General features: G+C 68.7%; 19 protein-coding genes and 2 pseudogenes. 12 read left to right on the forward strand and 9 right to left on the reverse strand.

Annotation, left to right across the window (positions count from 1 at the left end):
• Nucleotides 1-57: 57 nt before the first annotated feature.
• Nucleotides 58-334, reverse strand: a pseudogene (locus tag ACYUED_RS36210) (Tn3 family transposase); the annotation flags it as partial.
• A 164-nt stretch (nucleotides 335-498) separates the two neighbouring features.
• The gene (locus tag ACYUED_RS36215; protein ID WP_491288809.1) at nucleotides 499-1,203 is read right to left on the reverse strand and encodes a GntR family transcriptional regulator; all 705 of its coding nucleotides are present in this window, start codon (nucleotides 1,201-1,203) and stop codon (nucleotides 499-501) included.
• Nucleotides 1,204-2,040: 837 nt separating this feature from the next.
• Between ACYUED_RS36215 and ACYUED_RS36220 the strand changes: the two genes are divergently transcribed.
• The 6 genes from ACYUED_RS36220 to ACYUED_RS36245 all read left to right on the forward strand — a co-directional run bounded on the left by ACYUED_RS36220 (nucleotide 2,041) and on the right by ACYUED_RS36245 (nucleotide 7,027).
• Nucleotides 2,041-2,721, forward strand: a complete 681-nt coding sequence (locus ACYUED_RS36220) for a haloacid dehalogenase type II (RefSeq protein WP_491288810.1) — start codon at nucleotides 2,041-2,043, stop codon at nucleotides 2,719-2,721.
• 49 nt (nucleotides 2,722-2,770) lie between these two features.
• On the forward strand, nucleotides 2,771-3,256 hold the full coding sequence (locus ACYUED_RS36225) for a RidA family protein (protein WP_491288811.1): 486 nt from the start codon (nucleotides 2,771-2,773) through the stop codon (nucleotides 3,254-3,256).
• Entirely contained in the window at nucleotides 3,241-3,639 is a 399-nt protein-coding gene (locus tag ACYUED_RS36230; protein ID WP_491294594.1) for an SDR family NAD(P)-dependent oxidoreductase, read from the forward strand. Before ACYUED_RS36225 ends, ACYUED_RS36230 begins: the two co-directional genes overlap by 16 nt.
• Nucleotides 3,636-5,039 carry an NAD(P)/FAD-dependent oxidoreductase gene (locus tag ACYUED_RS36235; RefSeq protein WP_491288812.1) on the forward strand — a complete coding sequence of 468 codons (1,404 nt, stop codon included), beginning with the start codon at nucleotides 3,636-3,638 and terminating at the stop codon, nucleotides 5,037-5,039. The genes ACYUED_RS36230 and ACYUED_RS36235 overlap by 4 nt, the downstream gene beginning before the upstream one ends.
• An 18-nt stretch (nucleotides 5,040-5,057) precedes the next feature.
• Entirely contained in the window at nucleotides 5,058-6,203 is a 1,146-nt protein-coding gene (gene solA, locus ACYUED_RS36240) for an N-methyl-L-tryptophan oxidase (protein ID WP_491288813.1), read from the forward strand.
• Nucleotides 6,204-6,418: 215 nt separating this feature from the next.
• Nucleotides 6,419-7,027: a DUF6192 family protein gene (locus ACYUED_RS36245; RefSeq protein WP_491288814.1), complete on the forward strand. Its 609-nt coding sequence runs from the start codon at nucleotides 6,419-6,421 to the stop codon at nucleotides 7,025-7,027.
• A gap of 240 nt (nucleotides 7,028-7,267) precedes the next feature.
• On the opposite strand, the gene ACYUED_RS36250 is transcribed toward ACYUED_RS36245, so the two are convergent.
• The 6 genes and pseudogenes from ACYUED_RS36250 to ACYUED_RS36275 form a co-directional block, all read right to left on the reverse strand.
• Nucleotides 7,268-8,698 (reverse strand): aldehyde dehydrogenase family protein, encoded by a 1,431-nt coding sequence (locus ACYUED_RS36250; protein WP_491288815.1) that lies wholly within the window; start codon nucleotides 8,696-8,698, stop codon nucleotides 7,268-7,270.
• A complete protein-coding gene (locus ACYUED_RS36255; protein WP_491288816.1) occupies nucleotides 8,691-9,779 on the reverse strand; it encodes a homoserine dehydrogenase in 1,089 nt (362 codons plus the stop codon). Before ACYUED_RS36255 ends, ACYUED_RS36250 begins: the two co-directional genes overlap by 8 nt.
• A gap of 162 nt (nucleotides 9,780-9,941) precedes the next feature.
• Nucleotides 9,942-10,208 (reverse strand): annotated as a pseudogene (locus tag ACYUED_RS36260) (MFS transporter); the annotation flags it as partial.
• A gap of 106 nt (nucleotides 10,209-10,314) precedes the next feature.
• Nucleotides 10,315-12,156: an ABC transporter permease subunit gene (locus tag ACYUED_RS36265; protein WP_491294595.1), complete on the reverse strand. Its 1,842-nt coding sequence runs from the start codon at nucleotides 12,154-12,156 to the stop codon at nucleotides 10,315-10,317.
• A 47-nt stretch (nucleotides 12,157-12,203) separates the two neighbouring features.
• A complete protein-coding gene (locus ACYUED_RS36270; RefSeq protein ID WP_491288817.1) occupies nucleotides 12,204-13,712 on the reverse strand; it encodes an ABC transporter substrate-binding protein in 1,509 nt (502 codons plus the stop codon).
• Nucleotides 13,713-13,861: 149 nt separating this feature from the next.
• Nucleotides 13,862-14,539 carry a GntR family transcriptional regulator gene (locus ACYUED_RS36275; protein ID WP_491288818.1) on the reverse strand — a complete coding sequence of 226 codons (678 nt, stop codon included), beginning with the start codon at nucleotides 14,537-14,539 and terminating at the stop codon, nucleotides 13,862-13,864.
• A gap of 264 nt (nucleotides 14,540-14,803) precedes the next feature.
• Here ACYUED_RS36275 and ACYUED_RS36280 point away from each other — a divergent pair, with 264 nt between their 5' ends.
• Genes ACYUED_RS36280 through ACYUED_RS36300 form a run of 5 tightly spaced genes read left to right on the forward strand, consistent with a single transcriptional unit; the run spans nucleotide 14,804 to nucleotide 19,980 of the window.
• A complete protein-coding gene (locus ACYUED_RS36280) occupies nucleotides 14,804-16,192 on the forward strand; it encodes an amino acid permease (RefSeq protein WP_491288819.1) in 1,389 nt (462 codons plus the stop codon).
• Entirely contained in the window at nucleotides 16,189-16,953 is a 765-nt protein-coding gene (locus ACYUED_RS36285; protein WP_491288820.1) for an SDR family NAD(P)-dependent oxidoreductase, read from the forward strand. The genes ACYUED_RS36280 and ACYUED_RS36285 overlap by 4 nt, the downstream gene beginning before the upstream one ends.
• 23 nt (nucleotides 16,954-16,976) lie before the next feature.
• Nucleotides 16,977-18,251 carry an aminotransferase family protein gene (locus ACYUED_RS36290; protein ID WP_491288821.1) on the forward strand — a complete coding sequence of 425 codons (1,275 nt, stop codon included), beginning with the start codon at nucleotides 16,977-16,979 and terminating at the stop codon, nucleotides 18,249-18,251.
• A gap of 5 nt (nucleotides 18,252-18,256) precedes the next feature.
• Nucleotides 18,257-19,735, forward strand: coding sequence for an NAD-dependent succinate-semialdehyde dehydrogenase (locus tag ACYUED_RS36295; RefSeq protein WP_491294596.1), 1,479 nt, complete (start codon nucleotides 18,257-18,259; stop codon nucleotides 19,733-19,735).
• 38 nt (nucleotides 19,736-19,773) lie between these two features.
• Nucleotides 19,774-19,980, forward strand: coding sequence for a site-specific integrase (locus ACYUED_RS36300; protein ID WP_491288822.1), 207 nt, complete (start codon nucleotides 19,774-19,776; stop codon nucleotides 19,978-19,980).
• A 521-nt stretch (nucleotides 19,981-20,501) separates the two neighbouring features.
• Here ACYUED_RS36300 and ACYUED_RS36305 read toward each other — a convergent pair.
• The gene (locus tag ACYUED_RS36305) at nucleotides 20,502-21,350 is read right to left on the reverse strand and encodes an IS5 family transposase (protein WP_491288823.1); all 849 of its coding nucleotides are present in this window, start codon (nucleotides 21,348-21,350) and stop codon (nucleotides 20,502-20,504) included.
• Between the two features lie 237 nt (nucleotides 21,351-21,587).
• Here ACYUED_RS36305 and ACYUED_RS36310 point away from each other — a divergent pair, with 237 nt between their 5' ends.
• Nucleotides 21,588-22,541, forward strand: a complete 954-nt coding sequence (locus ACYUED_RS36310; protein WP_491288824.1) for an IS481 family transposase — start codon at nucleotides 21,588-21,590, stop codon at nucleotides 22,539-22,541.
• The last annotated feature ends 135 nt before the right edge of the window (nucleotides 22,542-22,676 follow it).

Raw genomic sequence — 22,676 nt, forward strand, 5'->3', positions numbered from 1 at the left:
AAGACAGCTATCACACGGCCTCCGCCGCCCGGTTGGATCGGTGGTGCCGCCCGTGGCTCATGCGGCATAGCCGTCGTTACCGTCGTCGAGTTCGCCCGCGTCCGGGTCCCGCAGTGGCCGCAGGGCGTCGGCGGCCGGGACGCAGGCGGTGAAGCTGCAGCGGCCAAGCAGGTTCAGCTTGCGGTGCTTGGGCGGGGGACAGTCGCGCGATGTCCTCCTCGCGCAGCTCATGGCCCTCGCCCTTCAGCTGGGCAACGGCGGCGTCGATGTACTTCGTGGTCCGCAGCAGGAGGGCGTTGAGGACCAGGCCGAGCGCGCCGAGCTGGTCCTCCATAGCGTGGGTGGCGCACCGGGCATCGCCGACCACCGCCTCCGGCCGACCGAACCCGGCTCAGGCACGCGCCAGCAGCTCGGCCGCCGCGGCTTCACCTGAACCAGCGATTTTTGACTTCCCGGCATCGGCCTACGACGTCACCGTGGCGAGCGGGCTTGGACGCTTTACGCAGGCGGCATGGCCTCATACACGCCGGGCTTTCCGTCCCCTGAATCTCCCGTCTGGGCTCGCAGCCCCATGGGGAAATGGGCAGCCAGTTCCTGGCGGAACGCGTCGGTGTCGCCTTCCAGGGCAACCGCCGCCAACCTCTCGTGCTCGACGACCAATTGATGCGGGTTGTCGCTGTAGGTGCGGTGATCGACGCTGAGGTGGAGGCGCAGCTTGGTCTCCCAGCCGTTCCAAAGACTCTGCAGGACGCCGTGCTCCGACAGGTCGTAGAAGAGCCCGTGGAAGCGAAGGTGCGCGTCGATGCTGGCCGGGATGTCGTTCTCCTCCATAGCCCGGCGGAGATCCTCGACGGTTTGCAGCAATCGCTGCCGCTCAGGACCGCGCAGCGCTTCGGCCGAGAGCTCGGCGGCGTACGGTTCGACACGTAGCCGGACCGAGTCGATCTCGGCGACCTCGCGAGCGCTCACCTCTACGACGAACGCCCCGCGGTAGGGGATCTTTACGACGAGTCCTTCCTCCTCCAGCTTGGTCAGCGCCTCGCGGAGCGGGGACCGGCTGATCCCGAGATCCTTGGCGATGTGCGCCTCGCGCAGCTGTCCACCGGGAGGTACGGTCCCATCGAGAATGGCGGCACGCAGTGTGCGGTAGACGCCGTCCGGCGTCGTCGTCCGCTGCTCCTGCCACTCGAACTTGTGGTCCACCCCGTCGCCCTCCCTTGCTCATTGTCGACCACTTGGTCGTTTGTCGACTATACCTCCGCCGGTTTTGCCTCTACACGTCAAGTTGGCCATCTGCGCACGGAGCCCCCTGAATTCACAGCCGTGCCCCTGCCGGCTCAGGGTCGTGGTGACAGGCTGTCTTGGGTGGTGCCGTTTGGTTGTCAGGCCGAATGCCAGTCCGGCGGCGCGGGCACTTGGGGACCTGAGTGGGGTGCAGGCGCCGTGGTGGGGGCGGAACCGGACCAAGCGGCCTGCTGTGACGTGTCCAGCAGAGCCGACCGGCCGCGATTCGGTGACCTGCCCGGTCTGCGCGGCGATGAGCGAGGGGAGCGCGGCGGTCCCTGGCTCGGCGGTGCAGAGGATGTGCGACGCAGCGCCTCCGCGCCTCCGGCCGCCGACTGTTCGGCCTTCTTCATCCGGTCGCACCAGGTCTTGCGTGGGACGCCGAGCACCTGGCAGATCGGTGATGTTTCCGATCCTCGCCGCCTGCTCGACATCGACTGTTCGAAGGCGCGCAGCCGGGGCTTGTGGACGCCCATCTCCTCAGCGGTGATCACGACCTCGAACGGGGCCTGGAGGTTCTCCACGAGGTGTTTGACATGGGCTCGTTGGAGTTTGTCACGATCACCAGCGAGTCTCCTCGCTCATGGCCACGACGAGAGGAGCACCGAGGAGCAGGGGTGGAGAACTGTCCGAGGGAGCGCAGGCCGGCCATGAAGTTGGTTGACAGTCGATGCCAGCTGGTCGACAATCGACCTAAGATGGTCGACAATCGACCAGAGCACCTCAGGCTGCTCCGCTGAAGAACTAGGAGGACTCATGGGATTCGATGTCAAGCCCAAGTTCGTGACGTTCGACATGAACGGCACGCTGATCAAGTTCAGCATCAACGACGCGATGCGCGAGGTCCTGGGCGACCGGCTGCCGGCCGAGGTCGCCGACGAGTACCTGCGGATCTGCAAGGCGTACCGGATCGACGAGTGCACGGGCGCGTACCAGCCGTTCCGCCAGGTCGTCGCGCGTTCCATGGAACGCGCATTGCGCAAGGTCGGTTTGGAGTACCGCGAGGACGAGGCGCAGGCGGTGTACGAGCGCATCCCCACCTGGGGCCCGTACCCCGGTGTCACCGAGGCGCTGAACCGCCTGGCCGAACACGTCCCGCTGGTCATCATCACCAACAGTGACACCGCGCACGCCGTGCGCCTCGCGGAGAACCTCAAGGCCCCGTTCGCAGACGTCATCAGCGCCGAGGAGATGGGCGTCTACAAGCCGCGACTCCGCGCGTTCGAGTACATGTTCGACAAGCTCGGCGTGACACCCGACGAGATCGTCCACGTCTCCGCGAGCCCGATGTACGACCACCGCCCCGCGGCCATCATGGGCATCAAGAACAAGGTGTACATGGACCGCGGCTGGGAGCACGACGAGCACTGGCTCGGCTACGAGCGGATCACCGACATCGCCGACCTCCCGGTCCTCTTCGGGCTGCCGCGCCCCTGACGCCCGAGCGGAGAACTGAGAAAATGATCCGCAGCAAGGCGTTAGCGGCATGAGCCTGCCCCTGCCTCAAAGCGTCAAGGGCGACTCGGCTTCAGAAAGGCTCCGAACCCTCGGACTGAAGCTACCCGTCCTCGCCGGCAACGCGTACTTCGTGCACCACCGGACGGTGGGCTCCAGCATCCACATCTCCGGCCAACTTCCTTTCAAGGACGGCGAGCTGCTGGGTCAGGGTGTCGTCGGCCGGGACGTGGAGCTGGAGACGGCGCGGGAGCTCGCGCGTCATGCCGCGCTCAACTGCCTCGCCGCCGCCGTGCAGGCGGTGGGCGATCTGGACCGGGTGCGGATCGTGCAGATGCTGGTCTTCGTGGCCAGTACGCCGGACTTCGGTGAGCAGTCGCAGGTCGCCAACGCGGCCAGTGAACTGCTCATCGAGGTGCTGGGCGAGAACGGACGGCACGCCCGCACCGCGATCGGTGTCGCCGGGCTACCCCTCAACAGTCCGGTCGAGATCCAGATGATCTGCACCGCTGTGTAGCGGCGAAACAATCATGGGCAGCATGGTCGGCAAGCCCGAAGGAAGTCCTGTGCTCCGCCGCGGACGGCGGCCTCATCATGCTCGCCAGGGGCGCGGCGATCGAATGGGCTCCCCGGAGCATCCGGGTCCACGTGGTCGCCCCGGGCCTCACCGCGACTCCGCTCCAGCGCAGGTCCGACCCCGAGGCCACACGCCGCCGGCGTGAGGGGCACATCCCGCTCGAACGCTTCGCCACCCCCGAGGAGATCGCCGACCCCGTCCTCTTCCTCGGATCGTCTGAGTCCTCGTACACCACCGGGGCAACTCTCCCCGTCGACGGCGCCTACACCGCCTCCCAGCACCGGCCCACACGGTTCCCAGGCACAGAAGAAGGACACACATGAACGCCCTTCCCGCACCAACCCGAAACGGAGAGCTCGGCTTCTGGATGGCCCAACTGGCTGACGAGAGGCCGTCGTTCCCTCGCTTCACCGGCCAGGACTCCGTCGACGTGGCCATTGTCGGCGGCGGCTACACCGGCCTTTGGGCGGCGTACTTCGCCAAGAAGCTCGAACCGTCGCTCTCCGTAGCCGTCTTCGAGGCCGAGCAGGTTGGCTACGGCGCTTCAGGACGCAACGGTGGCTGGCTCTCGGCCATGCCCCCGGGAAACCGTGCCACCTTCGCCCGCGCCGGGGGAGGGCTGGAAGCGAGCCGGGCACTGCAGCAGGAATTCGTCGCCGGCGTCGACTCCGTCCTGGACATCCTCCAGGCCGAAGGCATCAACGCCGATCAGCACAAGGGCGGCGCGCTCGTCGCCGCCCACACTCGGGCGGGGCTGGGACGGCTTGTCACCAGACGTGATGCCGACCTGAAGTACGGGCTGACCGAAGACGATATCCAGATGCTCGACCGGGAGGAGTTCCAAAGCCGGATCAACATCTCCACCGTCCACGGCGGGCTCTTCTACAAGCACTGCGCGCGGATCCACCCCGCGAAACTCGTCTACGGCCTCGCCGCCACCCTGACATCCATGGGGGTCAGGATCTACGAGGGCAGCCGAGTGGACAGTGTCGAGGGCAAAACCCTCACCCTGACCAACGGACGCGTCACCGCGGCCAAGACGTTCGTCTGCACCGAAGGCTATTCGGGACAGCTGCTGGGCAGCCGGTCCCTGATCCCGGTCAATTCCTCGATGATCGTGACCAAGCCCCTGTCGGAGGAGGCGTGGCAGGAGATCGGCTGGGACGGTCCCCAGTGCCTCAACGACTCCGCGCACACGTTCATCTACGCCCAGCGGACGTCGGACGGCCGTATCGCCATGGGGGGCCGCGGTGTCCCCTACCGCTTCGGGTCCGGCACCGGGGGAGCCGGTGCGACCGCCCAGTCCACCATCGACCTGATCTCGCACAAGCTCAGTACCTTCTTCCCGAACATCCCCTTCGAGGTGGACCACGCCTGGTCGGGAGTTCTGGGCGTCACGCGTGACTGGAACGGCAGCGTGCACTGGGACCCGGCCTCCGGGATCGGATCGTCCACCGGCTACGCAGGACACGGCGTCACGTCGGCCTACGTCGGCGGCAGAACTCTCGTGGAGCTCGCCTTCGAGAAGGACACCGAACGGACCAGCCTTCCCTGGGTCGGCTACCGGGCACGGAAATGGGAACCGGAGCCGATCCGTTGGCTGGGCGTGCACGCCATGTACCGGCTCTTCGGTATTGCCGACCAGTGGGAGGAGCGGAGGAATTCCAGTAAGACCTCACTCCTGGCCACATTCGGCAGCAGACTCGCCGGACTTCACGAGTAAACGAAGGAAACTGCTTTCATGGACGCAAAACTCGCAGTCATCGGCTTGGGCAGCATCGGAAGCATGGCCCTGTGGCAGGCCTCCCGGCTGTCCGACTCGGTAGTGGGCTTTGAGGCCGCCACTCCCGCCCACGGCCGCAGTGCCGTGGGCGGGGACACCCGACTGTTCCGCATGGTCTACTTCGGGAAGCCCGACTACTACCCCATCCTGGAACGCTCCCGCGGTCTGTGGGCCGAACTCGAAGCGGAAACCGGGCAGGAAATCCTCATGCGTACCGGGGGCCTGTCCATCGGGACGGCGAAAGGCAGCTTCATCAACAACCTCCTCGAGACAACGCGCATCAACGGAGCCGAGCACTACGTCCTCAGCCGGGAGGAGTTGGCGGAACGCTACCCCCAGCACAACCTCCGCCCCGACGACTGCGCCGTCTACGACCCTCGCGCCGGCGTCCTGCGCACCGACCGCGCCGTCAGCGCCGCCGTCGCCGCGGCTCAGGCCAACGGCGCCACCGTTCTTAGGAACACACCGGTCGACAGCATCACTGAAACCGAACACGGTGTGGTTGTCGCCTCGGGCGACAGAAGCTGGACGTTCGAGAAGGTCATCGTCGCCTCGGGCGGCTGGTCCCGAAGGCTCATGCCCGACCACCTCAAGGCCGTCACGGAAACCCATCGGATCGTCCTGACCTGGTTCATCGCCCAGGACGGCACACAGTTCTCGCCGGAGAACTTCCCTGTCTTCAGCCGGCTCTACGACGATCGCTCCCTGTACGGCGCCCCCGCTGTCGACGGCGTGACGGTCAAGGCTTCGGTGGACGCACCAATGTCCGGGCGCGTAAGGACAACCCCCGACCCGGACTCCGTGCCAAGGGAACTCACCCGGGAAGAAACCGAAAAGGTCACCGAGACCGTCACCGAATTCTTTCCCGGCCTGACCCCCACCATCGTGCGCTCCGACGCCTTCCCCGACCTCTTCACCGAGGACAAGCATCCCCTCGTCGGGTGGTTGGATGAAAACAGCAGGATCTACTGCGCCACCGGGTTCTCCGGGAAGGGCTTCAAAATGGCGACCGGCTACGGCCACATCGCCGCACACGAGGCGCTCGGCAAACAGACCGTCGAAGGCCTGGACTTCGTGCGTCCGGACCGGTTCAAGACCAGGTAGCCCATCCACTTCCGCCGCCTCGGCGCAGTAACCTCGGCATCACCATTCGGCTGACGGTCGTTGCGGGACTCATCTCTTGATGTCCCGCAACGACCGTCTGTCAGCTGCTGAACTGTCCACCCGTGAAGCGACGCCGTTTTGCGGTGATTCGGAGGACTGGAAACGGGAATTGCTGAGTGAGCTCAGCCGCACTCGACCTGTCTCATGACGACCGGGTGCGTCAGTCGGTCAACCATGCCCAGGTCGAGCAGGGCCGTCGGGCCCGTGAGGAGTTCGAGCGGACCAGCGAACTCGCCCCGGTCATCCGGCACTTCGAGCAGACGGCCGAATTCCTCGACCTGGTCGGGGCCTGCCACGCCTTCGTGGCCACCACGAACCGGGTGATTCCCGATGCAGGGGCGGCCCACGGGCGATGTGTGCTGGTTGTCGGTGTGCCAGGGAGGAGGGAAGCCGTCCTCTTGGGGCGAACCGTCTCCGAAGTGGGGGCCATGCCCGGAGACGCAGGCTCTCCGACAGCGGGTTCATGGCCCTTACGTACGGCTGCACTGCGCCGCCCGGCCGCTTGCCTCCCGGCGCGGCAGGTTGTCGTATGCCCAGTGCTTCACCGCCTCGCGTTCGAATCCGAGGTCGCGCCGAACCCGCCCAGCCACGTCAGCATCCTCCGGACCACGCCGCGTGTGGAGCTTCCGCGTACGAGCGTCTCGAAAGCCTCCGGCTCGTGCAGCATCTCCAAAGTCGGCGCCTGCATCTGCCGCCGCCGGTCGCACAACGGCCGTGGGAAGTGGTCCCACGTCTTGATGCCCGAGGCAGTGTGGGGCCCGTAGACCGTGGAGAATCTTTGCGACGGCGCTCTCCGGCAGGCCCCGCAGCCCCAGCTCCTGGTCAGCGTGGACGGCGGGCGCCGTGCGCCGCCACACCTCCTCGTCCGTAAATCCACCCGGAACGCGTGGTGGTGGGATCGGTCTTCGATGGACGGCCAGCGCCCGGCGGTGTGGATGTCCCAGTGGGGTCTCGGCCGGTGCTGCCGTCAGCGCCCAGGGTTTCGTGCTCGGTACGGAAGGCGGTCATTGGACCACGTCAGTGATGTGGTTGACGCAGACGACCTTGGGCTGGGTCATCTCCTCGAAGGCGAAGCGCACGCCTTCGCGGCCCATGCTGCCGTACTTGAATCCGCCGAACGGCATGGCGTCGAAGCGGTAGTCGGACGAGTCGTTGATCATGACTCCGCCGGCTTCCAGCAGCCGGGCCGCGTTCAGGGCGCGGTCCAGGCGCGAGGTGAAGATGCCCGCGTGGAGGCTGTAGTCGATGGCGTTGGCCTGCTCGATGGCGTCCTCGAAGGAAGTGAACGGCTGCAGCACGACGACCGGGGCGAACACCTCCTCCTGCCAGATCGAGCAGATCGCCGGGACGTCTTCCAGGACGGTCGGCGCGTACAGGGCGCCGGTGGCGTCGTTGCCGCACAGCAGCTCCGCGCCCTCGGCCACCGCCGTGTCGACCTTGGCCCGGGTGGCGGCCGCGGCCTGCTGGGTGATCATGGGGCCGATGTCGGTGCGCTCGTCGAGCGGGTCGCCGACGCGCAGCATTCTGGTGCGGGCGACGAAGGCGTCGCGGAAGCGCTCGTAGACCTCGCGGGCGATGAGGATCCGCTGGGTGCCGATGCAGTTCTGGCCAGCGGCCCAGAACGCGCCGGAGACGCAGGAGGCGACGGCCTCGTCCAGGTCGGCGTCGTCCATGACGATGACCGGGGCGTTGCCGCCCAGGTCCATGGCGAGCTTCTTCAGGCCGGCCGTACGGGAGATGGCCTCGCCGGTGGCGAATCCGCCGGTGAAGGACACCATGCGCACGTCGGGGGCGGCCACGATCGCGGCGGCGACGTCGGCATTGCCGTTGACGACAGTGACGATCTCCTCGGGCAGGCCGGCCTCGATGAGGGTGTCGACCAGCCGCAGCGCGGACAGCGGCGTCAGGGCGGACGGTTTGAGGATGACCGCGTTGCCGCCGGCGACGGCCGGGCCGAGTTTGTGGGCGACCAGGTTGAGGGGGTCGTTGAACGGGGTGATGGCGGCGATGATGCCCAGCGGCTCGCGGGTGAACCAGCCCTGCCGTTTCTCCGAGCCCTCATGGGAGTCGAAGGGGATGACCTCGCCGGCGTTGCGCCGTGCCTCGGCCGCGGACAGGGACAGGGTGTTGACCGCGCGGCCGACTTCCTTGCGGGCCTGGGTGATGGTCTTGCCGGCCTCGCTGACGATCAGCTGGGCGAAGGACTCGGCGCGCCGCTCGATCAGGCGGGCGGCGCGTTCCAGGACCGCAGCCCGGGAGGCGCGGGACAGCGCGGCCGCGGTGCGGCGCCCGCACCTGGCCTGCTGCAGGATGCCGCCGACGGCGTCTGCGTCGACGGTGGGGACCGAGGCGATGACCTCGCCGGTGTAGGGGTTGTGCACGGGCGCCGTGTCGGTGCCGAGTTCGACGCCGGGCGGCACGACGGTGTCAGACACGGTGGGTCTCCTGGAGAACGGGGCGCGTGGGGGCGGTGTCGTCGTCCGCGTGGCGCTGGTGGATGGCGATGATGTCCGACAGCAGGGCGTAGGCGGTCTCGATGCGGCCGGCACCCGGACCGGAGACCGTGACGGTGCCTAGGAGGTCGGTGTGGAAGGCGACCGCGTTGGCCGGGCCGGAGATCCCGGCGAGCGGGTGCTGGGCGGGCAGGGCGAGGGGGGCGACGCGGGCATCGACGCTGCCGTCCTCGTGGCGGGTGGCGGAGCCGACCAGCTTCCAGCGCAGCCCCTTGGAGGCGGCGTCCCGCACCTCGTGGGGGGTGATCGCGGTGATGCCCTCGCAGAAGACGTCTTCGCGGCGCAGGTCGGCGCCCAGGACCTCGTTGGCCAGGATCATGACCTTGAGCCGGACGTCGTGGCCCTCGATGTCCGCGGTGGGATCGGCTTCGGCGTATCCGAGGTCCTGGGCTTCCGTGATGGCCGCCGACAGCTCGATGCCCTCTTCGAGGCGGCCCAGGATGTAGTTCGAGGTGCCGTTCATGATGCCCTGGACGCCGGTGATCTGAAGGCCGCCGAACATGCGCTCGGCGGTGCGCAGGACGGGGGTGCCGCTGAGCACCGAGCCCTCGAACTCGAAGCTGACACCACGCTCGGCGGCCAGCTGCTTCAGTGCGCGGCCGGCGAGTGCGACCGGTCCCTTGTTGGTGGTGCACACGTGCTTGCCCGATTCCAGGGCCCAGCGCACATGCGAGAGGGCGGGCTCGCCGTCGGTCGGGTTGGTGAACGTCGCCTCCACCACGATGTCGGCCGGGACCTCGCGGATCACCCATTCGTTGTTCGGATCAGCGCTGCCGCCCGACAGGCCCGCGAAGCTCAGCTCCCCTGGCTCGGTGGCCAGCAGCGGCGTCAGATCGATGCCGTCGGTGTCCACCAGGGAACCGGCCCGCAGATCGGTGATCGCCACCACTCGCAGGGCGAAGCCCAGCTCCTCCGCTAGGCGCTCCCCGCTGTGGGATATGAGCTCGGCAAGCGCGCGATTGACGCCGCCGAAGCCGATGAGGGCGAGATCGTATCGGCCCATGAGATCGCTCCTTCACAGTCCGCCGCCTTCACGGTGCGGCTGCTCAGAGCCTCGCTTCTCCGCCTGTCACCTGCTCCATGTCACAACGGCCACGATGCATGCCGATCTGCTGTGGCCCATGTCGAATCGTCCACCTCACCGCCGACAAGCCCATCGGGGCCCTCAGGGCGAAGCAGGACCGCGGCGCGGCAGCAGGCCCACCGCAAGTGCCGGTACGGCGGCGAGGAGAAGCCACGGCATGGCGGCCGGGAGGCCCAGGTCGAGCAGGGAGCCGGTGGCCGAGCTGCCGATGAGGACGATCAGGCCGGACACGGAGGACAACGCGCCGGTGTAGAGGCCGATGCGGCCGTCCTCGGCGAGGTCGGGCACCCAGGCGCGGGCGGCGGGGACGACCAGCATCTGGCCGAGGGTGAGGAAAACAGCCGCAGGAGCGGTGACAGGTGCTTCCAGATCCGCTCGCGGGAAGGCTTCGCGGGCCGGACGGTTCGGCGGGTCAGGAAGATGCGGGAGATGAGATCGGTCATGGAGGTGTCCATCACTTGCTGGGTGGTGTGAGTACGGGCGTACGAAGTGGCTCCGGCACCGTTTGCGCCGTCCCTCGGGGACGGTCCGTGGGCGCTTTCGGGTGGGACGATGCCCGCCGCCTCGGCCGGGGGATGCGTACTCCACCGGCCGCGGTGACCGCGAGCGCGCCGAGCAGGGCCAGGACGGCGGCCGGGGCGAGGACGGCCCAGGGGGCGCGTTCGGCATACGGCTGGTTCTCGGCGAGCAGCAGGCCCCATTCGGGGGAGGGAGGCTGGGCACCGAGGCCGAGGAAGCTGAGCGCGGTCAGGTGCAGGGCGATGCCGGGCAGTCGGAGCAGGGCGTGGCGGACGACGGGCGGCAGGACGGGTGGGAGCAACTCCCGGGTGAGCAGGTGCCACTCCGTGGCGCCGAGGGCGCGGGTGGCGGTGAGGTGAGTGGTGGCGCGTTCCTGCTGGAGGAGGGCGGAGGTGTGGGTGGCCAGGGGGGTCCAGGCGCCGATGGCAACGGCGATGGCCGGGGTCCATGGGCCGCTGCCCGCGAGACCGGTGACGAGGAGTCCGGCCAGGACGGGTGGAATGGCGTTGATGGTGTCTGACACGGGTCCGGAAAGGCGGGGGAGCAGGCCCAGCAGGACGCCGGTGACGAGGGCGGCGGCGCTGACGGCCAGGGCGATGCCGAGAGTGGTGAGCGCACCGTGGGCGACGCGGGCCAGGATGTCCCGGCCGAGCGCGTCCGTGCCGAACGCATGTGCGCGTGAGGGGGGTTGGAGCCGGGCGGCCGGGTTCAGCGCGAGCGGGTCGCGTGGCAGGCCGAGGCCGATGACGGCGGCCAGCAGTGCCCCGTACAGCAGGGGAAGGATGCTGCGCGCCGGCGGTGCGGGCGGATGCAGGGAATGCAGTGCGCCGTCGCGCAGCCCGGGCCCGATGAGCAGCCGGGCGGCGAGCCGCGCCAGGGCACTGACGACTGCGGCGAGCAGGACCAGAGCGAGCGTTCCGGTCTGCAGAACAGGCAGGTCCTGGGCGAGGGCGGCGCGCAGGGTGAGTTGACCCAGACCGGGGATGTCGAAGATCTGCTCCACGGCGACGGCTCCGCCGGTCAGGCTCACCACGAACAGTCCCAGGTTGGGCAGCAGCCCGGGCACGCAGCGACGCAGCGCCTTGCGGGCCACGGACGAGGGCGGGAGGCCGCGGGCAGCGGCGGCCAGCGCCCACGGCTCGGCGAACGCGCCGGGCAACAGGTCGTCCAGGAGCCGCCCGAGGACCGCCCCGGCCGGCAGACCGAGGGCGAGGGAGGGCAGGACCATCCACTGCGGGCCGTACCAGCCGAGGGCGGGCAGCCAGCCCAGCTGTACGCCGATGACCGAGGCGAGTACGGAGGCGACGAGGAACTCCGGCAGCGCGGCCAGCACCGCCGATCCGGTGCCGGCCGGACGCCTGGTGCCAAGACGGCGCATGGAGCCCGGCCACAGAGTGCGGCCGGACACCGCGGCGGCCGTGCACATGGCGACCGCGACCGCCCCGGCCATCAGCATCAGGGAAACGCCGAGGGCCTGCGTGACGGAGGGCAGCACCTGGCTGCCGGAGACCCAGGAGCGGCCCCCATCGCCATGCAGCAGCCCGCCCAGCCAGTGCCCGAGCAGCGGCAACGGACCATCGTTCAGGCCGAGTTGGTCCCGAACGGCCCGCAGTGCCTCTGGGGTGGGATCGCGGTCGGCGGAGCGGGCCTTGAGTACGGTCAGCGCGGGGTCGGTTCGCGACAGCCATGGCAGCAGGCCGATGCCGCAGAGCAGCGCGGCAGTGAGCGCGGCCCGCCACAGCAGCGTGGGGCCGCCGCCCCGCGCGAGAGCGCGCAGGGCGGCAGGCAGAACGGAGGGGCCACCGGGGCGGCCGGAGGGGCGGTTCAGCGCCGGGTTCCTGTTCCCACGTACTGGCGCTCGTCCCAGCCGAACAGCGCGCCCTGCACCGACTTGGCGATGCCCAGGACGGCCTTGACGTGGACGAGGGGGATCACCGCGTCGGTGCCGAGGATCGCCGCCTCGGCCTTCATGGCGGCGTCCTGTCGTCTGCCGGTGTCGGGCTCTGCCTGGGCGGCGGCGACGAGCCGGTCGACGTTCCTGTCGCACAGCTGCGACAGGTTGTACGTGCCGCGGCAGGTGAAGTCGCTGGCCAGGACGGAGACGGGGTCGCCGGTGTCGAGCATCATGTTGCGGGAGGTCACGGCGGCGTCGTACTTCCCGGCCAGCATGTCGCTTTCGACCTGCGAGTCACTGCGCACCACCAGCTTCACCTTGAACCCGGCCTTTTCCAGGTCCTGTTGCAGCACCTGTGCGACCTCGGGCAGCTCGGGCCGGGTGGAGTAGGTGGCGATGGTGATGCTCTTGCCGTCGGGGTTGGTGGCCTTCGTCCGTCCGGTGGGCGCGACGCGCTTGCCGGACGTCCAGGGCAGGGCAGGGCCGAACAGGCCCTGGGCGGGTTCGGCGTATCCCTCGTACACCTGCTTGGCGATGACGGCGGTGCCGATGGCTTCGCGCGCCGCGGCCCGCAGTCCCGGTTCGGTGAAGGGGCCGGACTTGGTGTTCAGATACAGGCTGGTGTCGCGTGCCGTGTCCGTGTCGTGGACGGTGTCCTTGTCCAGGGAGGCGATCTGCGAGACGGGGATCGCCTGGGCGATGTCCATCTGGCCGGTGCGCAGGGCGTTGGCGCGGGCGGCGCCGTCGGCGATGAACTGGACATCGATGCCCGGGGCCTGGGCGCGGCCGTCCCAGTAGTCGTCGAAGCGGCTCAGGGTTGCTGCCGTGTCGCCGGTGATCTTCGTGATCTCGAAGGGGCCGGTTGCGGTACCGACCGGGTTCACGGTGCCGTTCTTCTCGTACGCCTTCGGGGAGAAGATCGCCAGGCTCGGGTTCGACAGCCGCAGCGGCAGCACCGGGTCGGCCGCGCCGGTGCCGACCCGCACCCGGTTCTCGCCCTCGGCCCGGGCGGTCAGTTTCACGCCGGTCAGAGCGGTGGGCGCCGGCTCGGCCCGGGCAGCGTGAGCGAGGGCGGAGGCGACGGCCTCGGCGGTGACCTCCGTGCCGTCCTGGAACGTGGCGTGCCGCAGCGTGAAAACCCAGCTCCTGTCGCCCTTGTCGCTGCTCCACGACTCGGCGAGCGAGGGGATCGCGGTGCCGTTGGCGTCCAGCTTGGTCAGCCCTTCCGAGACGTCCAGCCGGGACATGATGAACGCGTCCTGGCCGTAAGGGGAGTAGTGCTCGGTCGGTGCGAAGGCCAGCGCCATGCGCAGCCGGGCTCCCTCCCCGGAGCCCGATGAGCCGGAGGACGACGAGTCGTCTTGGTTGGAGGCGAAACAGCCGGTGAGAAGGGGAGCGAGGAGCAGGCCGGCTATCAGCCGGCGGCGGGGCTTTCTCATGGTTCGCGTTCTTGTCTTCCGACGGTGGTGATCACGGGGCTTCGACGGAAGCGTATATGAAAACCGTTTCCATTTCACCGACGCGTTCGCGATGCGGAAGCGTTTCCCTGCAGGACGGTTCGGTCTTCGTCGTGCGCCGGGTGCGAGCGTCAACCGTCGTTGTGGGCAGCCAGGATGCGCTGCACCCTTTCGGCGTTCGTCTCGATGTGATGGCTTGCCTCGCGCTGTGCGCGCCTGGCGTCGCCTGCCCGGATCGCTTCCATGAGCGGCTCGTGCTCGCTGACCACCTTGCGCGGGTTCTCGTACTCCCGCTCGTGGGCGGACAAGGCCATGAGGTAGAAGCGCAGTTCCCGGGTCAGTCCCGCATGGAACGCGTCGATGCGGCTACTGCCGAGGGCTGCCACGATTGCCGCGTGAAAGGCCAGGTCCGCGGCCACGATGTCAGCACGCTCGTGTGAGGCGGTCACCGTCTCGAGGCGGGAGTAGGCCTCCTCCACGACCGCGAGTTGCTCGGCGGAGAGGGGCGCCGTCAGTGCGGCCGTCTCCAAGTGCCGACGGGCGGTGTAGAGCTCTGCGACCGTCTCGTGTGTCGGAGAGATGATCACGGCCCCGCGGTTCACCTCGAACCGGACCAGGCCGCCGTGCTCGAGCAGACGGACCGCCTCGCGAACCGTGTTGCGCGCGATGCCGAGTTCGGTCGCGATCGCACTCTCGCGCAGGCGTTCACCGGGGCGGAAGGCCCCCGCGAGAATCCGCTGCGAAAGGCCGTCCGCGATCTGTTGTGCGGTCGTCGTCCTGCGGGCCACCAACCCGTCGAGTGCCGTCATGGCGTCAGCGTACCGAGTTGGACCCCTAGCGCTCAACAGTAGAACTGTTCTACAGTTCCACACCGACGGTCGCGCAGCTCGACTTTCCCCTGGGGCAGCGTCTCCGCTCTGTCGCCCGACGCCGCAGGTCCTGCCCCTCCGCCCAGCCACCGCGATGCCAGGCGCTCCACGTCCCCTTCCGACCTGCAGACCGCCTGGCGCGCACACGGCCCCCGTTGTCGCATGCGCGACCCCGGCAACGACGCCGCAGAAAGGCTCACACCAGTGCAGACAACCCCCGAAGTCACCACAGAGCGCCTCCAGACGGACGCGCCAGGACCGCTCAGACAACGGCACGTCCGAATGATCGCCCTCGGCGGCATCGTCGGCGCGAGCCTCTTCGTCGGCAGTGGAGCGGTCATCCACACCGCGGGTCCGGCGAGCATCCTCTCCTACGCCCTCGGCGGCCTCCTGGTCATCCTCGTGATGCGGATGCTGGGGGAGATGGCCACCGCCTCCCCCACCCTCGGGTCGTTCATGGAATACGCCCGCGCCTCGCTCGGCGGCTGGGCCGGCTACACCATCGGCTGGCTGTACTGGTACTTCTGGGTGGGCGTCGTGGCGTTCGAGGCGGTGGCCGGCGCCAAACTGCTCATGCTGTGGATCCCGGACGTACCCCAGTGGGTCTTCTCCCTGGTCCTGATGACCCTGCTCACCGCCTCGAACCTCGTGTCCACCCGCTCGTTCGGCGAGACCGAGTTCTGGCTGGCTTCGGTCAAGATCGTCACGATCGTCGTCTTCCTCCTCGCCGGCACCCTCTTCGCCCTGGGAGTCTGGCCGGGGTCGACGCTGTCGGTCGGCAACGTCACCCACGGCGGCTTCGCCCCCCACGGCCTGTCGGCGATCCTGCACGGCATCGTGATGGTGATCTTCGCCTACGTCGGCACGGAGATCGTGACCATCGCCGCGGCGGAATCCGCTGACCCGGTGAAGTCGGTGGTCAAGGCGACCTCCTCGACGGTCTGGCGTGTGATCATCTTCTACGTCGGTTCGGTGACCCTGCTGGTGATGATCACCCCGTGGGAGCAGATCCCGACCCAGACCAGTCCGTATGCGGCCGCCTTCGGCAAGATGGGCATTCCCGCGGCGAGCACGGTCATCAGCGTCGTCGTCCTCACCTCCGTGCTGTCGGTCCTCAACTCCGGCCTGTACACGGCCTCGAGGATGTTGTTCGCACTCCAGCGCCACAACTGGGCGCCGAGATGGGTCGCCGACCGCAACAGGAAGGGAACGCCCTGGAAGGCGATTCTGGCCTGCACGTCCGCCGGTTATGTCACCGTCGTCATGAGCTACGTCGCCCCGGACACCGTCTTCGATTTCATCATCAACTCCGCTGGGGCCGTGGGGCTGTTCGTCTACGCGATCATCGCCGGATCACAGCTGCGCATGCGGCGTCGGCTGGAGCGCGAGGCTCCCGAGCGGCTCAAGCTCCGTATGTGGGGCTATCCGTATCTGAGCTGGATCACCCTGGCGGGCATCCTGGTCGTGGTGGGCTCCATGCTGCTGGTTCCGGATGCCCGCTCGCAGCTCTACCTCAGCGTCCTCAGCCTGGCCGTCATACTCGCCACGTACGTGGTGGTGCGGTACGTGCAGAGGGCCGCCGCACGTCGATGACGAGCCAGGTACCGACGCCGTCCCGGGTGGCTCTCGTCACGGGCGGCACCTCCGGCATAGGCGCCGAAGCCGCCCGGCGCCTCCACCATGACGGACACGCCGTGCTCCTCAGCGGTCGTTGCGGCGAACGAGGTGAGGCCCTGGCGCGTGAACTCGGCCGGGGCAACGCCTGCTTCGTCCCGGCCGATCTCACCAGGGACGGCGAACCCGACCGCCTCCTGGAACACGCCGTCGACCGGTTCGGCAGGGTGGACGTGGTGGTGAACAACGCGGCAGCCGACCACACCGGGGAACTGCTGAACGTCCCGGCCGCCGAGATTCGCGACACCTTCGAGATCAACACCTTCGCCGCGATCGCCGTCCTGCAGGCGGCAGGGCGCGCCATGCGGCAGTCGGGCGGCAGCATCGTCAATGTCACCTCCCGGCTGGCCACGGTCGGCGTCCCCACGATGGGCGTCTACAGCGCCAGCAAAGGCGCGATGAAGGCCCTGACGGCAGCGGCCGCGGTGGAACTCGCGCCGTACGGCATCCGCGTCAACGCCGTAGCGCCCGGCATGACCCGCACCCCGCTCTACGAGGCCTGGCTCAGCTCCCACAAGAACCCGGAAGCCGCGGCCCGCCGAGTGGCGGACAGTATTCCGCTCGGCCGGCCGGCCACCCCGCAGGACGTCGCACACGCCATCGCGTTCCTGGCCTCGCCCAACGCCGGCTACATCACCGGCATCACCCTTCCCGTCGACGGTGGCTACACCGCCCAATAACCCGCACACCCCAGGGGAAAGTCATGTCCCACGAGAACCCGCCCGTCCTGACCGGTCCCGCCCTCTGGAGCGCCCAGGCCCACCTCCCGTCCGTCCTGGGACGCCAGCTGACCGTCGACCGAGCCGAAGGAAGCCACGTCTTCACCACGGACGGCCGCCGTCTGTTCGACGGCACCGCCGGTCTGTGGCACGCGAACGTCGGCCACGCCCGCCCTGAACTCGCGGAGGCCGCCTACGAGCAGATGCGGCGCCTGGAGACGTACCACATCTTCGGCCGCTACCTGAACGACCGAGCCGTCGAACTCGCTGAGCGCCTGGCCCGGCTCTCGCCCATCGACGACCCCAAGGTCATCCTCAACAGCGGCGGCTCCGATGCCATCGACGTCGCCTGCAAGCTCGCCCGCCGCCACTGGCAGCGCGAGGGACGCACCGGCAAGACGGCGATACTCAGCCGCGAGTTCGCCTACCACGGCTTGCACGCTTACGGCACCAGCATCGCCGGCCTCGACTTCAACCGCGCCGACTACGGCACCGAGTCCCTGGTGCCCGAGACCGCGCGCGTCTCGACCCACGACATCGAGGCGGTCGAGCGCACGGTGCGCGCCATCGGCCCGGAGAACATCGCGGCGATCGTGGCCGAGCCCATCCAGGGCACCGGCGGGGTCAACCCGCCCGCCCCCGGCTATCTGGAGGGGGTGCAGCGCATCTGCCGGGAGAACGACATTCTCCTGATCGTCGACGAGGTCATCACCGGGTTCGGACGCACGGGCCACATGTTCGCCTCCGAGCGGTACTGCATGCGGCCCGACCTGATCACCTTCGCCAAGGGCGTCACGTCCGGATACGCCCCGCTGGGCGGCGTCCTCGTCGCGCCCCACATCTGGCAGCCGTTCTACCGTGACTCCTCCGACACCCCCGTCTTCCGCCACGGCGCCACCTACGCCGGGCACGCGACCGCCTGCGCCGTCGCCCTGCGCAACCTCGACCTCCTCGACGAGGACAAGCTGCTGCCCCGAGTGACCGAACTGGAGCAGCTGCTGGCCCGCGAACTGAACGGCCTCACGGCCCGAACAGCGGTGGTGGAGACGCGGGTGGCGGGTTTCCTGGGCGGCATCACGCTCACGGACGACATCAGCGCCGAAGCGGTCACCGACGAACTGGTCGAACACGGTTTCATCACCCGACCGCTGCGCGGCAACACCGTTCAGATCAGCCCGCCGTTCATCACCACCGACGACGAGATCCGGCAGCTCGTGGCCGCCATCGACACCGTCCTCTCCGCCCAGGAAGCCAAGTGACCACCATGCGCACTTTCCCCGACGTCGATCTCACCGCCCTGGCCGACTCCGAGAAGGTCCTGGCCAACCTCGATCTCGCCGTGCCGGGTGTGAACCGCACCTTCGACGTCCACGATCCGGCCACCGGCCAGACGATCGCCCAGGTCCCCGACTTCGACGTCCAGCAGGCCCTCGTCGCCGTAGCCCGCGCCGACGAGGCCGGCCGCTCCTGGGCCGCCACCACCACCCGGCACCGCGCCGACATCCTGCGCACCTGGTACGACCTGATTCTCAGCAACGCCGAGATGATCGCCCTGCTCATCACCCGCGAGATGGGCAAGCCGCTCGCCGAGGCCCGCGGCGAAGTCACCTACGGCGCGGACTTCGTCCGCTGGTACGCCGAGGAAGCAGTACGCCCGGCCGGAAACTTCCGCGACGCTCCGGCCGGCGGGGCCCGTCTGTTCACCCGGCGCGCACCGGTGGGGCTGTCGGTCCTGATCACCCCGTGGAACTTCCCGCTCGCCATGGCCACCCGCAAAATCGCCCCGGCGCTGGCCGCCGGCTGCCCCGTCGTCATCAAACCCGCGCCCAACACCCCCCTGACCACGATCTTCGCGGTCCAACTCGCCATCGCAGCCGGTGTCCCCGCAGACCTGGTGCAGGTCGTCACCACCACCGAGGCCCCCGCCTTCAGCACCGCCGTGCTGGCCGATCCACGGGTGCGCAAGGTGTCCTTCACCGGTTCCACCAGGGTCGGCAAGGTCCTCCTGCGCGTCGCGGCCGACAACGTGCTGAAGAGCTCCATGGAACTGGGCGGAAACGCCCCGCTGCTGGTCTTCGACGACGCCGATCTGGAACGGGCAGTCGACGGGGCGTTCGCCGCCAAGATGCGCAACGGCGGCCAGTCCTGCATCGCCGCCAACCGCATCCTCGTCCAGGACGGAATCGCCGACGCCTTCGTCGACGCCCTCACCGACCGGCTGGCCGCCTTGCAAATCGGCAACGGACTCGCCCCCGGCGTGGGGCTCGGCCCGGTGATCGACCACAACGCCGTGACCAGACTCACCGGCCTGGTCGAGGACGCCACCCGCCGCGGCGCACACCTGCTCACCGGCGGCTCCGCTCCCAGCCACCCCGGCACGTTCTTCGAGCCGACACTCCTGGACCACGTACCGGCCGACGCCGACCTCGCCCGCACCGAGATCTTCGGGCCCGTCGCAGCCATCCAGCGCTTCTCCCACCAGGACGAGGCCATCGCCCGCGCCAATGACACCGAACACGGCCTGGCGGGCTACGTCTTCACCGAGAACCTCGACCGCGCCTTCAACGTGGCCGACCAACTGGCCACCGGCCTGGTCGGCATCAACCAGGGCGTCCCCTCGAACGCGGCCGCACCGTTCGGCGGCATCAAGCAGTCCGGCCTCGGACGCGAGGGCAGCAGCGAGGGGCTCGAGGAGTACGAGGAGATCCGCTACTACAACCTCTCTTTGCGCCCGACCAGTTGACAGGCCATCGTCGGCCCGCCGCAACAGTGTCGGGCTACGTGCTGGCGCACGAGGCGGGCGACGCCTTCACGATCAAGCAACTTCGCCGACGCGCGTACAGGCTTATGGAGCTTCTCGGGCTCCGTCGCGTCAGGCTCTACGACGCACGCTCGTCGTGCTTCACCTTCCTGGCCGACAACGGTGTCCCGGACCACATCCTCGCGCGATGGGCCGGACATACGAACGTAAAGGCGACCAAGCGGTGATACGTCAAGCCGGATGTAGAAGATCTTCGCGGAGCCGCCACCACTTGGGATCGCCTGCACGGGGGTGCGACGGAGGAGAAGGAGTGAGCCACGCGGACTATGAGCCGAGCGACTTGCGAGCCGTATGGCCTGCACGGATCGGGGCGAGGTGGATTCGGAGTCCGCGTGCTGGTGGACCGGTGGCTGTAACTGAGAGCATCCGGCTACGGCCAAGACTTCTACCAAGCGTTCACCGTTGTGGTGTTCAAGCTGCTGTTGCTGTGGTGTCGTTGAAGACGGCGAGGATGCGCGGGTAGTCCGGATGCTCGGGCAGCTCCAGACCTCCTGCCGGGTCGACCGTCTGGGCCGGGATTCGGTCGGCAAGGCTGGTGACGGTGGTGCGGGTGATGGCGAGGTGTTCCAGACGCAGTTCGGCCTCACGGAGTTGGGTCTGCAGGGTGTCGTCTGGGTGCGGAGATCGTCGGCGAGAGCCCGGGCGGCGTCCTCCTGAAGGTCGAGTGCCTGGAGGAGGGGGTTGAGGTTCACGCGCCGGCCACCTGCGGATCGCGCCAGGTGAGCGTGTTCGCGTCGGTGAGCCGACGGGCCATGACGTGGGTCATGGCCCAGTAGACGCGGGAGGTGGAGGAGGCCGGGCGGTGTTCGTAGTCGCGGACCAGGCGCCGGTGCAGTATCAGGGTCCCGAACGTCTGCTCCACCCGCCACCGGTTGGGCTGCGGAACGAATCCCCGCTCCTCAGGGTTGCGCCGGACGATCTCGACGTCGATGCCGAGTCCGGCCCCGTGCGTGACGACCTGGTTCTTGAAGCCCTGGTCGACCAGGGCCTTGCTGACCGAGCCGCCGGCCGCGACGGCGACCTGGTCGAGCAGAGCGACGCCGGCGGCGTTGTCGTGGACACTCGCGGCCAGCACGGTGACGGCGATGACCAGGCCCAGGACATCCACGGCCAGGCCCCGCTTGCGGCCCGGCACCCGTTTCGCGGCGTCTTTGCCTGTCGTGACCGAAGGGACCCCGGCGGCCGCCCGGACACTCTGGGTGTCCAGGATCACCAGGGTCGGGTCCTCTAATCGCCGGTTCCTCTCCCGCACCTGGCAGCGCAGGAGTTCATGGATCTGCTGGTCGGTGCCGTCGTCCCGCCAGGCGGCGAAGTAGTAGTACGTCGCGCTCTTCGGCGGCAGGTCGTTCGGCAACAGGGCCCACTGACAGCCGGTCCGGGACTGGTAGAGGATCGAGTTCACGATCTCCCGCATCGGATAGCGGCCCTGGTGGCCGCTGACGGAACGGTGCCGGTTCTTCCAGGCCGTGAGCACCGGCTCGATCAACGCCCACTGCTCGTCGGACAAGTCGCTCCGGTACGGCTTGCGTTCACTCACCCACCGATTTCAGCAGGCCACCGACACCGGACCGGAACGTTCCGGCTTCGCCCACACCATCAGGTGACACCAGAACCACTCATAGGCTCACGAACCGCCCACTTAGACCAGCCCTAGTTGTTCTGTCTTGGGAGGTTGTGGACGGGTGAGCCAGGTCTCGGCTGAGGGATCTTGAACAGGTGAGGGCCCTTCCGGTGGGGTGTGGATTGCGACGTCTACACCAAGAGAAAGGCCCTCGTGCCCCACCGTAATGCACCCCTGACCGAGACCGGCCGTCTGCGTCTGGCCCTCTGCGTGGTCGAGGACGGCTGGACCCTGCGCAGGGCCGCCGAACGTTTCCAGGTCTCACCGACCACGGCCCAGCGATGGGCGGACCGCTACCGGAAACTCGGCGCGGCGGGCATGAGCGACCGCTCGTCCAGACCGCATCACAGCCCGAGCCGGACCCCGACCCGCACCGAGCGGCGGATCATCAAGGTCCGTGGCCTGCGCCGCTGGGGACCGGCCCGCATCGCCTACCTGCTGCGATTGAACCCGTCCACCGTGCACCGGGTCCTGGCCCGCTACAAGCTGTCCCGTCTCGCTCATCTCGACCGGGCCACCGGACGGGTGATCCGCCGCTACGAACGGTCCGCGCCGGGCGAGTTGGTACATGTGGACATCAAGAAGCTCGGCAACATCCCCGACGGCGGCGGCCACAAGACCCTGGGCCGCCAGGCCGACCGCAAGACCCGCTCCGGCATGGGCTACAGCTACCTGCACAACGCCGTCGACGATCACTCCCGCCTCGCCTACAGCGAGATCCTCACCGACGAGAAGAAGGAAACCGCAACCGCCTTCTGGGACCGCGCCCAGACGTTCTTCGCCCAGGCCGGGATCACCGTCCAGCGCGTGCTGACCGACAACGGCTCCTGCTACCGCTCACGCGACTGGCGCGATGCCCTTGCCGCGGCCGGGATCACCCACAAGCGAACCCGCCCCTACCGGCCGCAAACGAACGGGAAGGTCGAACGCTTCAACCGCACCCTGCTGGACGAGTGGGCGTACGCCCGCCCCTACCGCACGGAGACCGAACGACGCGATGCATACCCCGGCTGGCTGCACACTTACAATCACCACCGCGGACACACCGCGCTGAAAGGCCAACCACCCGCCAGCCGCGTCCCCAACCTCACGGGTCAGTACACCTAGTTCCGCGGGCAGCTCGCTGCCTGACCGGGGTGAAGCACCGCACCGAGCACGACGACCTCGGCGACAGCCCTGACCCGGCCCGAACGCGCCGTGGGTCACGCCTGACCGCCGGAGGAGACCCCACCGCGTGCGGGA

Source organism: Streptomyces sp. DF42, assembly GCF_058267695.1.

Bases quoted from the DNA above. Each gene is read 5' to 3' on its own strand.
- ACYUED_RS36220 (WP_491288810.1), top strand. From the start codon at position 2,041: ATGGGATTCGATGTCAAGCCCAAGTTCGTGACGTTCGACATGAACGGC.
- ACYUED_RS36290 (WP_491288821.1), top strand. From the start codon at position 16,977: ATGTCCCACGAGAACCCGCCCGTCCTGACCGGTCCCGCCCTCTGGAGC.
- solA (WP_491288813.1), top strand. From the start codon at position 5,058: ATGGACGCAAAACTCGCAGTCATCGGCTTGGGCAGCATCGGAAGCATG.
- ACYUED_RS36295 (WP_491294596.1), top strand. From the start codon at position 18,257: ATGCGCACTTTCCCCGACGTCGATCTCACCGCCCTGGCCGACTCCGAG.
- ACYUED_RS36275 (WP_491288818.1), bottom strand. From the start codon at position 14,539: ATGACGGCACTCGACGGGTTGGTGGCCCGCAGGACGACGACCGCACAA.
- ACYUED_RS36270 (WP_491288817.1), bottom strand. From the start codon at position 13,712: ATGAGAAAGCCCCGCCGCCGGCTGATAGCCGGCCTGCTCCTCGCTCCC.
- ACYUED_RS36225 (WP_491288811.1), top strand. From the start codon at position 2,771: ATGAGCCTGCCCCTGCCTCAAAGCGTCAAGGGCGACTCGGCTTCAGAA.
- ACYUED_RS36255 (WP_491288816.1), bottom strand. From the start codon at position 9,779: ATGGGCCGATACGATCTCGCCCTCATCGGCTTCGGCGGCGTCAATCGC.
- ACYUED_RS36235 (WP_491288812.1), top strand. From the start codon at position 3,636: ATGAACGCCCTTCCCGCACCAACCCGAAACGGAGAGCTCGGCTTCTGG.
- ACYUED_RS36285 (WP_491288820.1), top strand. From the start codon at position 16,189: ATGACGAGCCAGGTACCGACGCCGTCCCGGGTGGCTCTCGTCACGGGC.